11 protein-coding genes and 1 pseudogene are annotated in these 15,425 nt (G+C 45.5%); 5 read left to right on the forward strand and 7 right to left on the reverse strand.

Going from position 1 to position 15,425, the window contains the following annotated elements:
- The first annotated feature begins 510 nt into the window (after positions 1-510).
- From IXB50_RS14345 to IXB50_RS14355, 3 genes are all read left to right on the forward strand, one after another.
- A complete protein-coding gene (locus tag IXB50_RS14345; RefSeq protein ID WP_215609668.1) occupies positions 511-756 on the forward strand; it encodes a hypothetical protein in 246 nt (81 codons plus the stop codon).
- 1,313 nt (positions 757-2,069) lie between these two features.
- Entirely contained in the window at positions 2,070-2,882 is an 813-nt protein-coding gene (locus IXB50_RS14350; protein WP_215609669.1) for an SDR family NAD(P)-dependent oxidoreductase, read from the forward strand.
- Between the two features lie 354 nt (positions 2,883-3,236).
- Positions 3,237-3,482, forward strand: coding sequence for an RNA recognition motif domain-containing protein (locus IXB50_RS14355; protein WP_215609691.1), 246 nt, complete (start codon positions 3,237-3,239; stop codon positions 3,480-3,482).
- A 77-nt stretch (positions 3,483-3,559) separates the two neighbouring features.
- Here IXB50_RS14355 and IXB50_RS14360 read toward each other — a convergent pair whose 3' ends face one another.
- Complete coding sequence (locus IXB50_RS14360; RefSeq protein ID WP_215609670.1) at positions 3,560-3,793, reverse strand: hypothetical protein; 234 nt, start codon at positions 3,791-3,793, stop codon at positions 3,560-3,562.
- Between the two features lie 696 nt (positions 3,794-4,489).
- Here IXB50_RS14360 and IXB50_RS14365 point away from each other — a divergent pair.
- Positions 4,490-4,879: pseudogene (locus IXB50_RS14365) on the forward strand (transposase); the annotation flags it as partial.
- Between the two features lie 397 nt (positions 4,880-5,276).
- Here the strand turns inward: IXB50_RS14365 and IXB50_RS14370 are convergent.
- Positions 5,277-6,482, reverse strand: coding sequence for a cation:proton antiporter (locus IXB50_RS14370; protein WP_215609672.1), 1,206 nt, complete (start codon positions 6,480-6,482; stop codon positions 5,277-5,279).
- Between the two features lie 316 nt (positions 6,483-6,798).
- On the opposite strand from IXB50_RS14370, the gene IXB50_RS14375 reads away from it, so the two are divergent.
- Positions 6,799-7,377, forward strand: a complete 579-nt coding sequence (locus IXB50_RS14375; protein ID WP_215609673.1) for a hypothetical protein — start codon at positions 6,799-6,801, stop codon at positions 7,375-7,377.
- A 51-nt stretch (positions 7,378-7,428) separates the two neighbouring features.
- Here the strand turns inward: IXB50_RS14375 and IXB50_RS22810 are convergent, their stop codons facing one another.
- The 5 genes from IXB50_RS22810 to IXB50_RS14400 form a co-directional block, all read right to left on the reverse strand.
- A complete protein-coding gene (locus IXB50_RS22810) occupies positions 7,429-8,169 on the reverse strand; it encodes a fatty acid desaturase (protein ID WP_215609692.1) in 741 nt (246 codons plus the stop codon).
- A 208-nt stretch (positions 8,170-8,377) separates the two neighbouring features.
- Entirely contained in the window at positions 8,378-8,797 is a 420-nt protein-coding gene (locus IXB50_RS22815; RefSeq protein WP_407658807.1) for a DUF1830 domain-containing protein, read from the reverse strand.
- Positions 8,798-8,999: 202 nt separating this feature from the next.
- Positions 9,000-9,797 (reverse strand): sterol desaturase family protein, encoded by a 798-nt coding sequence (locus tag IXB50_RS14390; protein WP_215609675.1) that lies wholly within the window; start codon positions 9,795-9,797, stop codon positions 9,000-9,002.
- A gap of 565 nt (positions 9,798-10,362) precedes the next feature.
- Positions 10,363-12,681, reverse strand: coding sequence for an NACHT domain-containing protein (locus IXB50_RS14395; RefSeq protein WP_215609693.1), 2,319 nt, complete (start codon positions 12,679-12,681; stop codon positions 10,363-10,365).
- Positions 12,682-13,106: 425 nt separating this feature from the next.
- Positions 13,107-15,419 (reverse strand): amylo-alpha-1,6-glucosidase, encoded by a 2,313-nt coding sequence (locus tag IXB50_RS14400; protein WP_215609676.1) that lies wholly within the window; start codon positions 15,417-15,419, stop codon positions 13,107-13,109.
- Between the last annotated feature and the right edge of the window lie 6 nt (positions 15,420-15,425).

A 15,425-nucleotide genomic window follows, 5' to 3' on the forward strand; every position in this document is an offset into this window, starting at 1 on the left:
ACGCTACTCCTAAACGTTGTTGGTCAATTCCAAAAAGCGGCAGATGTGGTTGAAGGTTCTTGCAGCTATGACAACCCAAAGGAACCCTCAGCAGTCCTGATAGTTTCTATCCTATGATCTATCTAAAGGTGTCAGCATAAAGTTGCTAAATAAGGGTGCTAACCAGTTCCATCTCGTTAATTGATCAGCATAAGTCTCAAAACTACTGATTTAATTGGATTTTAGCTCCTATAAAAATCTAAGCTTGCCTATCAAATTGCCCCTTGACTCAGTCAGTCGTTCTAGCTAATCTAAGCCTTAGCCTGTTCAAGGCCTTACTACAGAGTCCATAATTTAGCGCCACCAGCAAGTGCGCGAACACTATGCTGGTGACTTCACCCCCGAGTTGCGCGAACAACCTGGGAGCGCAGGTTTAATGTACCTGATGCCACCCCGGATTGCACCTATGCACGGGGTGGCTAATTTATGGCTCTGGTTTCCTTCTCGTCGTTTATCTGGAGATCAGAGTCTATGTTTATCGATAATAGCCAGGGTACAGGGGTGCCTACAGATCCGCCTGCCAGTGGAGCATTGCCGGAATATCAGTATGAAGATGTCAGGCTCATGTTGCTGGGCAGTTTGACATCGGTGCAAAATACCATCGCCCTGCTATTCAAGCTTAACTACGCAGAACCAAACGATTGGAGCCGTCCGTTAGCAACTGGACGTCCCAACGAAGTGATGGCCATTTTGACCAGACGAGTCAGGGTGCATTAGAGAAAATAGGGCCATGTTTGTTCATGGCCTTGGAGTGGGTAAATTGATGAATGGGGCTATCCCAATGGTGGGCGACCTATACTAACCTCTCGGATTAGAACCGATCACTGCGTCATTTTCCTCTTGCTCTCGTGTATAGCGACGTACAGTTTCCTCTTTAAAAACCACCTTTGAAACAGCGTAGCCTCTCACTCAAAAGTTCTCTCCTGCATATTCTTATAACTTCAGGCTCTTCAGGCTCTTAGTCATTTTGGGTGTCCAAATTGGATAGCAAAGCGTAGATAGGGATTGGCCTTTGCGTGCATCCCATCATTGACCTTCTACAGAATCTACTACCTGACTCATCCGCCTTGACATTGAAACACTGGGATTTAGATACGGGCCCCATCAGTTCGTCGTCACCGTAGAATCCAGAAATGGCAAAGAGTCCGAAGTGCATACGATTTTACAGAGTCCAGAGGGAGGTGATTAAAGATGAAATCTTAGCTCATATTTCGTTACTTCCCTACAAGCATGTCGTGCTCAATGGAACCTATTTCATTGATGCTCTCTAACTTAAGAGTCCTGTATAGAAAGGCTTTGAGGAATACTTGACATTCATAACCATAGATTTCTATTCCAATGTCCCCACTGGTCCACTTAGTACGATTTTCCAAAGTTTTTTTTCAACCAAAAGAAATATCGGAAGCCCTTTTTCAAAAAGGCATTCAAGCAAAATATCCTGAAAATATTTTCTGAAATTTCATACTCTTGTCAAAGAAATGGTGCAAGCGATGTTTCTAGTTGCTAGGCTGTTGTCCATGAATTGTTTGTGATGCAGTTTGAAATGATCACCCATGTATCATGCCTAATTCGCAATTCACCTGTTCCATCGCTGATTTGGAGAATGATTGTAACTGTTCTTATCGCAGTTTATCAATAGGCCGAAAATACTTCATATCAAGGATCAGCAACGTTTTATATCCAGAAGATTGCAGCATACCTCAGCAGGGCAAACGCATACTAAATTAAAACTCCAAATCATCCACGTTACAAAGCTTTGAGCCTCTATTGAGTAGTACCCAATCAGAAGGAAAATAGGTACTTACAGCGCTCCATTATTGAGAATTTAGTCAACAGTCATTTTTGGATAAACGGCTATAGCATTATTCACCCAGGCAATTGAGACTGATCCAGTGAGTATGCGTGTGCCCCATCCCTAAGCGACTGCCTTGACATTTCCACCCTAATAATACTTTGACATCAGTACAGTCCTGGGGTTGCTCTGTCTTGTTGCTAAGGCTTGGCCTCAGGTGTCTTCGGAGATTTTTACCATGAAGAATATGCAAGGAAAGACAGCTCTGGTCACCGGAGCCTCGCGTGGTATTGGCCGTGCGATCGCAATCGAGCTTGCCAAACAGGGGGTTAGCTATATCTTGCTAATCGCCCGTAATCTTCAGAAATTGCAGGAAGTGGCAACAGAAATTCGCCAGTATGGGGCTCAGGCTATTCCCTTGTCCGTTGACCTCACCGAGTCAACTGCCGTCAATATTATTGTCGCCCAAGCATGGAAAGATTATGGTCCGTTTGACCTGTTAGTCAACTGTGCCGGTATTGCCTATCAGTCCAATTTTCTCAAAACACCCTTGAGGCAGGCACATGCCGAACTATCCACCAATTTGATGGGATTGTACCTTGTTACCTGGCTGGTGGGACGTCGTATGGCTGCTCGCCGTCAGGGGACCATTGTTAACGTCTCTAGTCTCATGGGTAAAGTCGCTGCTCCTACCATGGCCACCTATTCAGCCACAAAATTTGCCATCGTGGGCTTTACCCAAGCCCTACGCCACGAACTAGCCCCCCATAACGTTCGAGTCGTTGCGTTGCTACCATCGCTTACAGACACTGACATGGTAAGGGAGTTTAACGTATTCCGCTGGGTGCTACCCCTTAGCACCGAACAGGTCGCTCAAGGCCTAATGACCGGTCTTAAATCTCGTAATTCAGAAATTACCGTTGGCTGGCAAAGTCACCTGATTCTCTGGTTCCATCGTTTCTTGCCACAGCTCATGATGGATGCCATCATCCAACTATCTAATTCTGGCTCGCCCACACCAGCCTATCCCAACCCAAAGGGAATCCAATAAATCGTTCTTCTATGGGTCTACTATAATCCGATGGATGCCCACAGGATCCTTTGACGGATAATCCTATCGTCTTCTTACATAACCATCAAATTTCCTTGGTTTATGGATGAAATCACGGCGTCGTGAGGTGATTGAGGCTTGACTGAACGATTCCAATCATGACTTATTAAGTGGTTTAGCCGTCGATTAAAGCTTTAAAGCACAATAGCATCGAGAACGATCTACCTGAGGAATTTCTCTATATTAGATAAGACTCTCTAAAGTTGTTCTACGAAGCAATAACCCCGCTAAAAACAAAGCTCTCTAGTGCAAGCAAAAAGAAATATCAGTGACCTGATTGGGTGCTGGTATTGAATTAGAATTAGAGACGAGGATCTAACAACTGCATGCGTAGCGCATGGAACGGTCAAGAGTGTTCATCTCCCCACGGATCGTGAAACCGATCGCATGCGAGGCTTCGCTTTTATGGAAATGAGTACAGAGTCTGGGGAAGCGGCGGCCATTGAAGCACTCGATGGTGCAGAGTGGATGGGGCATGATCTAAAGGTCAATAAAGCTAAGCCCCTTGAAAATTGCAGTGGCGGTCGCAAAAGTTGGTAACAGATTTTCTCTTCTCGTAGTTACTAAATCTTGACGTCACGTCATTTTTAGTCATTTGGTTGTAGAGGCTGGACTAACTAAAAGAGTTCAGGTAGAAATGCCTGAACTCTTTTAGTATCAGCGATAAGACTTATCCATTGGCCGTAGAAGTAGTAGAGGGCAACGCGATCAATATTGAGTTGTGAGCTCAATAGATCTAGTGTTTCGATCACGAGGGCATCCCGCTCAATGTTACGGACAAGCCGCTGGACTACATGTCGTAGGCCCTCATCGCTCTTGTCCTGCTTATAATCTGTCTTAAATTGACTCATAGGTCAACATTATTAAAATCAATGATATCGTTGAAAGCCTCAAAATCCGGGGGGAGGTGATTGAAGATGAAACCTTAGCTCATATTCGTTGCTTCCCTACAAGCATGTCGTGCTCAATGGAAATTAAGTAAGCCACTTTAAGACAACGAGTCAATCCAAGTGACTACTGCCTTCAATAGCTCCCATTAAATAGTCTCAACCTTCCTTGTTGTGAGCATAGTAAGGTTTTTACCAAGGCAGCTCTGAAAAGCTATGAACTACTATATTGCACTTATTATTAGGTCTTGGCCGAAGAGAATGTTCCATGACAATTTCTTTGATGCCGTCTATAAAATCAGATTCTCCTTTAGCCTTAATTGCAGCGGTTGTCATTGTGATGTCGCGCCATATTGTTATCCGTCGCTCCGATGGATCAGTGTAGCTGTAAACAACGTGATAGCTTTTGGGCGGACTCATAATCAGGCTTATATTGATGGCCCAACAGTATCGAAAGGTGCTCTCTTAGTTGACGAAGTTTTACTTTACGTTGGGTGAGAGCTCAAAATGACTTACCTTTGTTAGTCTTGAGATTCTTTGCAAAGTTTCTTGCATCAGGACTCTCTAAAAACAACGCCTTTTTGTTCTAGCTGATATTCATTGGCATGCCTGAAATGCCTATTCTGTGGCTGAATTTTAGTTGATTATTTGGTGCGGATGAACTTTGTCTCTTGGTTGGGACTTTGTCCAGGTGGCCGCATTACTGGTGGCAAAGTCAAAAGTTCGAAAACCCGACGAGTCGTTAATCGCGCTGCCAATGCTTTCCGTATGGCTGCCCAAACACTTTCTCGAAGTCAATCCGCTCTGGGTGCTTTTTATCGGCGGATGAAAGCTCGATTAGGGGGACCCAAAGCCATCACTGCAACTGCTCATAAAATTGCTCGCATCTTCTACCATGTTTGCTCAAAGGGAGAGGCTTATGTTGACCCAGGCGTTGACACGTACGAGCAAAAGTATCGTGCTCGGATGCTGAACCAGTTACAGCGAAAAGCCCAATCATTAGGTTTCGACCTCGTTCCTAAACCTGAAACTGCTGGGTATGTTTCTTAGGAGTAACCTAATAAGGCATGGCACGCCGTCATCAGTAACCATGGAAAAAACTAGGGTGAATCGAAATATATGTCCTTGTTGCTCGAATGTTTTGCTTCGCCATGTTACATCAGAAGGCATAGATTGGCGTTGTAGCCATTGTCGCCAATCTATGCCTAGTATCCAAAATTAAGCCTGTGCTATCTTACGGGTGAGCCAGGGGGATGCCTTTTATCCTTGGCCCGCATACCTTCAATGGGCTTTTCACACTCTGTCGCTCAACTCGCAGTTCGATCTTACAACTTCAACCTAACCTCAAGTATTACATATTTTTCTGTAAGGTTTGTCGGCAGATCTTCAGTGATCACACAGATACTCCCTTCAATTTATTGAAACCGATATTCTATTTCAGGTTTGACTAGATCGAGCGCTTGTTTTCTTCCAAGGTTGGAATTTCTTCCAAAAATCGTAGCATGGGCTTCATGGTTAGTCCTTGTACAAATACAGAAAAGGCAACAACTCCAAAGGTAACCGTGATAATTTCAGATCGACGTGGCATATCAAGGGGTAGCCCCAGAGCTAAGGCAAGGGCTAGAGCACCGCGCAATCCGCCCCAAAATAAAGCATGTTGATGAGTGATTTTAACTCGCAATTCAGATAGAGTGAAGATTGCACATAGCGGATAAATTGCAAAAGCTCGTCCAACAATAACAACGCTAATAGCAACTAAGATTGGCAATAGAAAGTAACCAAAATTTTCGTGAGATTCTTGAATTCCAATTAAGATAAAAATAAGCGAATTGGCTATGAAAGCTGCATATTCCCAGAAAGCTTCGACTGATTCTCTTCCTTCATCTGAAATAGAGCCGAGAGAGCCTAAATTGCCAATCATTAGTCCTGCTGTGACCGTTGCCAATACTCCTGAACAATGAAAGTGTTCTGCTAAGAGAAATGAACCATAGGCTGCCACAGTTGTAAAGGTAATTTCGACTAAGGGATCCTCTGTCTGCCCTGATAATAATAACAGAGTGCTTGCAACCACGATGCCGCATAAGATACCGCCACCAATGGAAGCTATTAATGTGCTTACTGTACTAGAAAAACTAATACTCTGACCCATTGCTAAGGTAACAGCTATTCCAAAACATACGGCAGCAGTACTGTCATTAAATAAACTTTCAGCTTCTACTAATAGCTTCAATCTTCCCTGAACCCCCGTCTCCTTAAAAGTAGCAATTACCGAAACCGGATCAGTTGCAGTAATCAGAATACCGAAGACTATGGCGATTTTCCATTCCCAGCCTACTAAATAGTGCATGCCTGCGGCGGTAACTCCAGCTGACAGCAATACGCCCATTGTTACTAAGGTGATAACGACCCAAAAATCTTTCTGCAATTCTTTCCAGCGGATATAAAGCGTGGCTTCAAATATTAAAGCAGGCAGAAAAATTAAGAAGATAAGTTCTCTGGATAGCTCAAGAGGATTAGAGAAAGGTATAAATGAGATTCCAACTCCCGCAATAACTAACCCGATTGTGTAGGGAATCTTGATCAACCTTGCTAACATCGCCACAATTGCAGCCACAAAAAGAAAGAACGCTATTTGATCAATGTTTAGAGTCATGTTTTCAGACACGTAATTAGAAACTATCCATTCGATACCCATTGATTTCGAGTCAAGAGCTATTTTCGCATTGGCTGGGACTGGCTTAAGGCAGCTGCGCTAAACGGTTGGCTCATTGTTCAAACCGTCACCTTTTCCTCTAATCGAGCCCCGACCCGGTTATCGTTCCCTGACGTTCAACACCTGACGGCTTCATAAATTCCTCATATTTCCTAACTACACTAACTATAGACACAACAAGTCTTAAAAAAATCGTGATGTCATCCTTTGAACCCACGTAGTTTAGAAAGCAATGACATGCAATAAGGAGAAAATCATGACAATCGGTAACTATCGCCGTGGGATTGGCGTATTTGCTACGAAGCAAGATATGGAGTTTGCCCTCAGCGAACTGAAAGATTCCGGGTTGCCTATGGATAAAGTAACCGTAATCGCCAAAGATGAAAATAGCAAGCCACAACAGGGAACCAACCTAAGAAAGAGGCCTGGGCATGAAGTTGCTAAAGGAGTAGGGATTGGTTCATTGACGGGAACTGTTTTTGGATTTTTAGCAGGGCTGTTGGTAAGTGTCTCAGAGTTAACAATTCCAGGGATTGGAACAATAATGGCGGCTGGTACCATTGTAGAGACTCTAGCAATAACCTTTGCAGGTGGTGGTATAGGAGCCGTCTCTGGAGGGGTTATTGGCGCATTTTCAGGGCTGGGTATTCCGGGAAATCAGGCAAAGGTCTATAGCGATCGCCTTGCCCAGGGTGACTATCTAATCATCGTTGAGGGTAAAAGTGACGAAGTAATGCGAGCGGAGATGATCTTACTCAACGAGCGAGGCATAAAGGAATGGAGTATTTTTGATGCCCATAGCGATGGAACCAATCTTTTAGAAAAACCTGCCTAAATATTATGTTCGGAGACAACAGTTCCCATGTTGTCTTCGAACAACCTGAGTCTATCGACACTTTTTTGTCAGAAATTGCCTCATTTCCCTAAATTTATGCTGTTTACTTTTTTGAACGAACGGCAGTTTATACCAAGGGAGATAGGGATACTCATGGTGCTCCCAATGATATCCAAGATGATAGCAGGTTATAAATGACCAAATAATAGGGTAATAGCTACTAGTGGAGCAATGAGAATTTTCAATATCACCTGATCCGGCGAAACTTTCACTACACAAACGATGCGGCAAGAAAATCCCAAAGAAGAATAGCTGTATTGAGCTAAGGAAGATGGGCAGTATCCAAAACAAAAGTAGATTGACAACGGGGATATGAAACCCAACATGAAGGGTTAGAAAGAGAATTCCTATCCCAAAAAACAGGGAAACACTTTGTTTGACATCCAGATAACTTTGCATGAATTTTAGATACCAGGCAAAGATATTACGATGAATGCCATCATGAAAGTCTGGATCACTCGCTTGACCAGGATGGCGATGGTGTTGCCAATGATTAAGTGAAAGCTTCTGGTAAGACAGAAATGCGTATAGTGTGACGGCTAGTTGTCCAAACCAGTAATTTAATCGGAGACTACCTGGAAGTACGGCTCCGTGAATGGCGTCATGGGCCACAATGAATAATCCCGTCTGGAGAAACGTTCGTCCTAAGATGGCCGGCAAAAACCATAGGAGTGATAACTGCCTAATATCGATCAATGCGAGGAATTCCAGACTGCTTAGCCAAAGCAACATGATGATCAAAGCCACCAGTGAGCCAGTCAACCGTCTTGGTGTTAGATTATGCTGCACACTTATTAGAATTTAAGGCGTTACTGGATAAAGAGATGAGTCTTGTTGGGACAGGCACATCTGCGGCTGATCTACTAAACGATGACAAGGAATCTTATCAGATAGAATTCGACTAATCGGATTACCCCTATGAATCTCTAGGTCGTCAGTTTTATAAGCCTTGACTTAGAGACTTTAGCTCAGCAATTTGGCAAGGTTCGAATAGCGTACTAATACGCAATGATTGACAATCAATTTGGAGTGAACGTCTGTGATTAATTAAGGATACATGTATCTCTAGATGAGCTTTTGGGAAAGCTGTAAATAAAATGCGTTCTTTAGAGAAGACACTGCGTTCAAAATGGCACCTTATACTACTCATTAACCGAAGAATTTGAGTCCTATCCGTGTCATTGATGTAATAACAAAGAATCTGATTCTCGCTGTTAACTGGTAAATCAGTTAATAAAGAAGAATACAAATAAGCCATAGGATTTACCTCGCTGCAGATCAACACCTGGTCATGGCCAATCCTGACATTAACGGGATTAAAATAATGTCTATGCAAATGTTTGAGTTGTATGATTTGCATCAAAATGCACCAATTTGTTACAAATACTCATTCGTTTTGACTGTCTTAGTTGTTTGGTTTTGCGAATAGATGACAGCCTATGCCAGAAAAGAGAGTAGCCTAAAAACACGATCATCGATGATCAAGGCAATCATTGGACAGGCTCACGATTCTGCAGTTAGGTCGCGCGCTCACCCATTGTCTTTTCAAGTTTTTCACTTCACTACAGTTTATCCACAAACATCTGTTCATAGTCAGGAGCGTCAGTACCCAGTAGTTTGTCCCAGAATGTGAAATAGAGCCCGTAATGCAGGGTGTATTTGCGATGATGAATGGAATGATGAGCAGGTCCAATCACCCATCGACCCAGCCAATGGTGAGGAAATAACACTGGCAATCGGTCGAGGCCAAGATGGTTGACAACCGCCCACACTGTCATCGTGATCAGGACTGCAAATAACGTAACAAAATGCAGCGGAATGACAAAGATAATGCCGACTAAAAGGAGAGACTGCACAATTGCCTCTAGGGGATCAAAGGCAAAAGACGTCCAAGGGGTGGGATAACGCGATCGATGATGTCCTTGATGAAACCAGGGAAAGAGTAACGGGTGATGAAACAACCGATGGGTAAAGTAAAAGTAAGTGTCTTGCAGGATTAATACGCCCCCATAGCTTATTCCCAAGTACCACAAACCATAGTGTTGAGGGTCACTATACAGCTGAGTAAGACCCAAGCTGTATCCTAAGAGAACAAAGGATCCCGCCAGTGCAAACACACCCGCCGAGAGCACAGAAAGCCTGATGTCGCGCTGAATCGAAGTCCAAGAGGGAGGCTGATGGCGCAACTTATGATTAATAAAAGATTGACTAAAGGGGGAGTAAAAGAACCCGTAGGTCAGTCCTGCCACCAGAAAATACCGGAACAGAATAATTCCAAAGAAAACGATGCTATAGAGCTCAAACGAATGATCTGTTAATGTCAATTTCTTACGCTCATCTAGCTCGATACGGATTACCATTATTTCTGTACTGGCTTTACCGAAATCGAGTGCTGGTATCCATAACCATCTTACCTAAGCAGTGGATATTATGTAGTTCTCTAAGACTGGCATGTTCTGGTAGCAATGACGGCAGCGCCAGTAAAGCCTATTTGAACAGATATGACGAAGTAAAATACTGGAGCACAGCAGGCAAGTATGTCTGCTATTCATAGCTTGCTCGTAGTGTAAAGGCTCGAATTGCTTTTTCCTCTTTAGAAGAGGTTGTTGTGGCAGTTGTTGTGGTAATTGCCTTAGCAGTTGTTTTGTTAGTATTGCTGACGAAGTCATTTAAAGTATCTCACCTGTTAAAAAGCTAAAACGCAGAGAATATCATCTGTATAATGATGGTCTCAATTATGATTAAGAACCGATCGGCTATCTTACAGTTAGCCTTGGCATATTTTTCTCCTCTCATGCTACTAAGGCTGATAAGTTTAGTCTCTGAAGAGGTCACTTACAATAAATTATAACGTAGTGGTGGTTGACATAGCGTATATGCCAGCATTTGAACTGTATGATTTGTACAGGAACGTATCAATTTAATTTAATTACCTTGCCATTCCCGATCTTCCAGCTCCTGTTGAGGCAAGAGTAATGTGGTTTCAATTTCTTTCCGGATGGCTGCTGTTACCTCACAATTACTATTCAAACAGTCTATCAGGAGCTGATTGGCATTGTAATAGCGTTGTAGCATCTGTTCCTGTTCAGAAGTAAACTGCCAGGGGTGATGTATATTGCGGTAATGGGTGATTGTAGTGCTCAATCGTTCTAACCAATCGGCATAGTTTTTTTGCCACCAGTCCTGAAGCCATTCCTGATTTTGGTAGGGAGAGGGTAATTGGTCTCTTAATTGTTGGAGAGATTTATAAAAACCAGCATCCAGAACTATGACGAGGATATTGTTGAGTGTCTGGCTACAGGCATTGATATAGGCAAAGTCCTGACTGTGATGGTTGGCAAACTCTTGTAGTAAGTTTTCTAACGCGGCATCTAACAATATGCCCTGATCTAGCGTACTGGCTAATGCAAAATGGTCTGCTACAGGGGAGTTTTGGGCCAAGGCCAGGTAAAAGGCTCGGGTGGTGGCAAGTTTCGGCTCAGTTGGGAGGGTCTGGGATTTTTGGCTGGCCCATATCAAAAAATCTTGTAGGTAGGGATCCTGAGAAATCAGGGCATCAATCTGTTGTTTCATTAACTGTATCAGCCCATCGGCGCTGCGCAACATGGCAGCAGTTAATAAAAAGACTTCGCGCCAATGGGAATCGGTAATGTGACTCACCAGACCTCCCAGGGCTTGCTCTAGGGCCTGTAAATTATGGGTGGCCACAATTTTTCGAGCTGTGAAGTATTCTTGAAATACCAAATAAGAAAATGAGAAAATTCCTCGCGCTCGTTCGATTAAGAGGCCATGCTGTGCCTCAATCGCTTTTAGCATGGCTTCGCTTTCGAGCTGCAGTTCCTCTGGCGCTAAAGCTGCTCCTGGCAAATTCTGTAAATAGTCGCCAATGTATTGTTCAATGGTGCGTTGCTCAAAAAAATACTGCCCCTGTTCAAAAGTAACAGCGGCTAGCTGGCTCAGGAGCCTCAGTTTTTGGGGCAGTAAAAAACCTCGGTAGGCATCATCTCGTTCGACACCCTTGGCTTCATCCCATTTGCCCAGCAGCAGGTCCAGACCTTGTTTATAAAACTCAGCCCGTTTGGTTGGAAATTTGTCTTGCCCTTGAAACACCCAGCAAGCCAGATGAAGAAAGAGAGGAGTGGTTACCAGTTGTCGAAACTGCCAGTTTTCGGGGAAGTTCAGCTTATGAATAAACTGAGCTGACTGTTCTTGCCCCGCTTGGGCTGTCGTTTTGGTCAGGGCCACAAACCATTTTTGGGCAAAGGTGGCAATTTGCTCCTGGGTAAAGGGAGCGATTTCTACATCGGTGAAGCCACGCAACTGTAATGTTTGGGCAGCGGTGCGGCAGGTTACTACAAAGCGATTGCGGTGGTACTGGTCTGAAAATTTGCGGATTTCTCTCAGAACCGCTGAAATATCCTGATTCAGTACTTCATCCATACCATCCATTAACAGTAAGACTCGCCCGACTTTTAACAACGTTTCGAGGGTAGATGGGCTGGAAAGATCAGACAGAAGTAATATTTGATGAATATAGTCTAAGAGTTTAAAGTCACCGTTGCGGTTAGACTCAGCGGCAAAGTCCCTGAGTGAGATAAAGATGGGAACGTGATCGGCAGCAAACTCGCCCCGGATACATTGGATGGCGAGATGTTTGATAAACGTTGTTTTGCCCACCCCTGGTTTCCCCAGTACCCTGAGCTTTAAGTAGGTTTCAACCGCCTGCATGCCGGATATTTGCTTCTGCTCAACTGCACCCAAACCAACCCGATCAAATTCAGTCAGTTCCAGGTTTTGCAAGTCAGTGATTTCAAGCTGCTGTTGACTGGTTAGTTCCTCCAAAATATTCACATCCACATAGATGTCATCCAGGCTAACTGGACGATTGATGTCGAGTAACTGTAAGATACCGCACTGATTTTCAATGGTGTCATGGTGTTGAGATCGCACCTCCTTCACCAGCTCATCTATATCCAGCAAGGTTTCTCTGCTCCCCTCTCCAGGGTCAGGAAATTCTGCGGGTGGATCAATCGCAATGTATCGCCACTCTAAATCCAGTATTGAACAAATCTCCATAAAAAATTGGCGATCGACAGGTTGCCCTGTGAAAAATCGCCAAATGGGTTGGCGGGTCTTGAGGTTGACCTCTGCTGCCAGATTTTCCTGGGTCCACCCCTTCAGCGCAAATGCTCGCTTAGCCTGTTGAATTCCAGTCAATGATGCCCGGAGCGATCGTTTGACCATGGCAGAACAACTCATATCAAACTCAGTGTCCCAATCTATAGCAACCACTCCACTGGTGCAGCTGCCAGCCGCCATCGTCCTGATCACGTGTGCACTCGGTAGCCCAAGCGATAGGGCAAAAGCTATATTTTTACCTCAGTAGCTTCAGTGAAATTATACAAACCCTCCAGTAAAGTTGCTTCAACTCCCTTGGGGCTGACATAAAATCAAACATTGTTATGGTCCCTGTGGCGATTAGGAACAATTTCTGTAGATCAAGCCATTGTTTCTAACGTCTTCTGAGCAGAGGATTTCAGTCGTTGCTTAAGACCTCACCCATGACTAGTGTTAAGGTTTCAAGCAACGACACATTGTTGAATTTTTGTGACAAATTCAAACATGCCGCTAACTCAAACGCTGGCCTGGCTGAGTGAAAATACTAAAGCTCACACCTCGATCACGACTTGGAGGTTGCCCCGCTTTCCTACCACCCGACAGGCGGTTGCTTCCTGGGAACGCTCAAACTCCAGATCGAGCAGCGTGTGCCCCACCTTAAAATTTTTCAGCGACATATAGTTCACTGAGGCTGGCAATGTGGGCTGTACAACCCGCAAACAGTTATTGGGCACGTCCGGTACAAGATTCACCATAATCTGCAAGAGCTGAAAGACCGTGCCGGTGGCCCAAGCTTGAGGTGAACAGGCCACCGGATACCGCACCGGGCTGCCGGTGGGCGTCCGATTAAAACCACAGAACAGTTCAGGGGGACACTGATAGGGTTGCTGAGTGGTCATGTCGAAAATGCCCTGGGCGATTTCGAGGGCCTGCTCTGTAAATCCCAGCGATCGCAACCCCGCCGCAATCATGCCATTGTCGTGGGGCCATACGGAACCGACATGATACCCCATGGGATTGTAGGCGACAGAAGTGCTACTCAGGGTACGAATGCCCCAACCACTAAACATGTCAGGGGCCTGCAATCGTTCCGCCACACTGCGGGATTTTTCGGGAGAAATAATTCCTGACCCGAGGCAGTGCCCTGGATTAGAGGTGATGCTGTCTATCGGCTGGCCGTTGCCATCTAAGGCCAGGGCAAAATAGCCCTGATCGGAGAGCCAGAAATCTTGCTCAAAGCGTTCCTTGAGGGCTTTGGCTTCGGCTCGCCAGCGATCGCTCAAGTCCGGTCGCTGCTGGAGGCTGGCCAGGGAACTCAATTGCGCTTTGGCTGCGTAGACATAGCCTTGGACCTCCGCTAGGGCTATAGCACCCTCGGCCAGGTTGCCCTTGGCATCTACAATGCAGTCATCAGAATCCTTCCAACCCTGGTTATGTAAGCCCCCAGAAGATTTGCACTCGTAGGTGACATAGCCAGTTTTCTCGCAGCTGCGGTCGATCCAGGCCATCGCTGCCAGGGCATGTTCCCAAAGCTGGTCGAGCAGGGTGCGATCGCCTTTCCAGGCATAGTAATCGGCATAGAGCATCAGCCACAGCGGTGTGGCATCCACCGTGCCGTAATAAGGGGTGTGGGGCACTTCCCCCGCACGAGACATTTCTCCCAAGCGCAGCTCGTGGAGAATTTTACCCGGTTCTTCCTCGCGCCAGTCATTTTGCACCTGGCCCTGATACTCAGCCAGGACAGTCAGGGTTTGCCGGGCCAGGGCAGGATTAAACATCAGGGTCTGCATGGCTGCAATCAGCGAGTCACGGCCAAACAGGGTGGCGAACCAGGGAATCCCCGCCGATAGAATTTTCCCTCCCCCAACGGTTTGCCCGAGCAGATAGGTATCTTGCTCTGCCCGCTCGATGATTTGGTTAAACGCTTGATTATCCGTCCGAATACAGGTAACACCATCGCGCCATTGCTGTTCTTCCATGGTTTCCGCAGCGACAGCCTGATGTAGGGTGGCTGGAATGCTGACCAAAGAAGCCGGGTGGTTGTCTAAAAAAGGCTGTAGACGATAGCCCAAAGTCTGGGTGGCATGGGGTTGTAGCTTCACCTGCCAGATCGCAGTATACCCCTTAACCTGATCGGGCTGCCGCTGATAAAAGTGAATCCTAGACTCCATGAGTAACTGGTCCACCCCTTGATAGGCCAGGGTAAGTTCTTCTCCCTCCCCGTTGATGAAGCCATCATTAAAAACAGGAACCGGCTTAGACGTTTCTTCTGCCAGGCGCACCGGACGGAGTTTTGTCCCGGTTTGCTGCCGCACTTTCCCTCGAATTTCAAACAGATCGGCAAAATCAGCCTCAAAACTGAGACTCAGCTCAAATTCAACTGGCTGAGTGTTGTAGTTAGTTAGGGTAAGCTCTTCAAATAATCCGCCTTGTAGTACCAGATCGCGCTGAATGCCAATGGTTTCAGCCTGGAGCGATGCGCGGTTGTCGTCACCAACAATGTAGGGGTTGGCACACAACACCGACAGGGCAAATCCCCGCTGGGCTGTACTGCTTAACAAAATGGGTGGCTGCCCTTCAAATTGGAGTTCTAAGCGACTTAGAAACCGAGTATCGCGACAAAATAGACCGAGGCTAGAGGTGATTTGATCGTCCAGACAGCCGGAGATATTGCCCAGGGTATCGGCAATCAAAAACAAATCGTTGTCCTTAAGCGTTAGGGTATGTTGCTGCCGCTTAATGGTAGTGCAGGGCCACTCTGGAATCGGTACTTGCTGTGCGGGGGCAAAGGTGCGGCCATCCAACTCTACGATTTCTAAAACGGCTTCGACTGAGTTCTCACTTGGGTTGGCAGCATCTGCCATGGTCGT

Origin of the sequence: Leptothoe spongobia TAU-MAC 1115 (assembly GCF_018739885.1) — a bacterium.
GTDB classification, from domain to species: domain Bacteria; phylum Cyanobacteriota; class Cyanobacteriia; order Phormidesmidales; family Phormidesmidaceae; genus Leptothoe; species Leptothoe spongobia.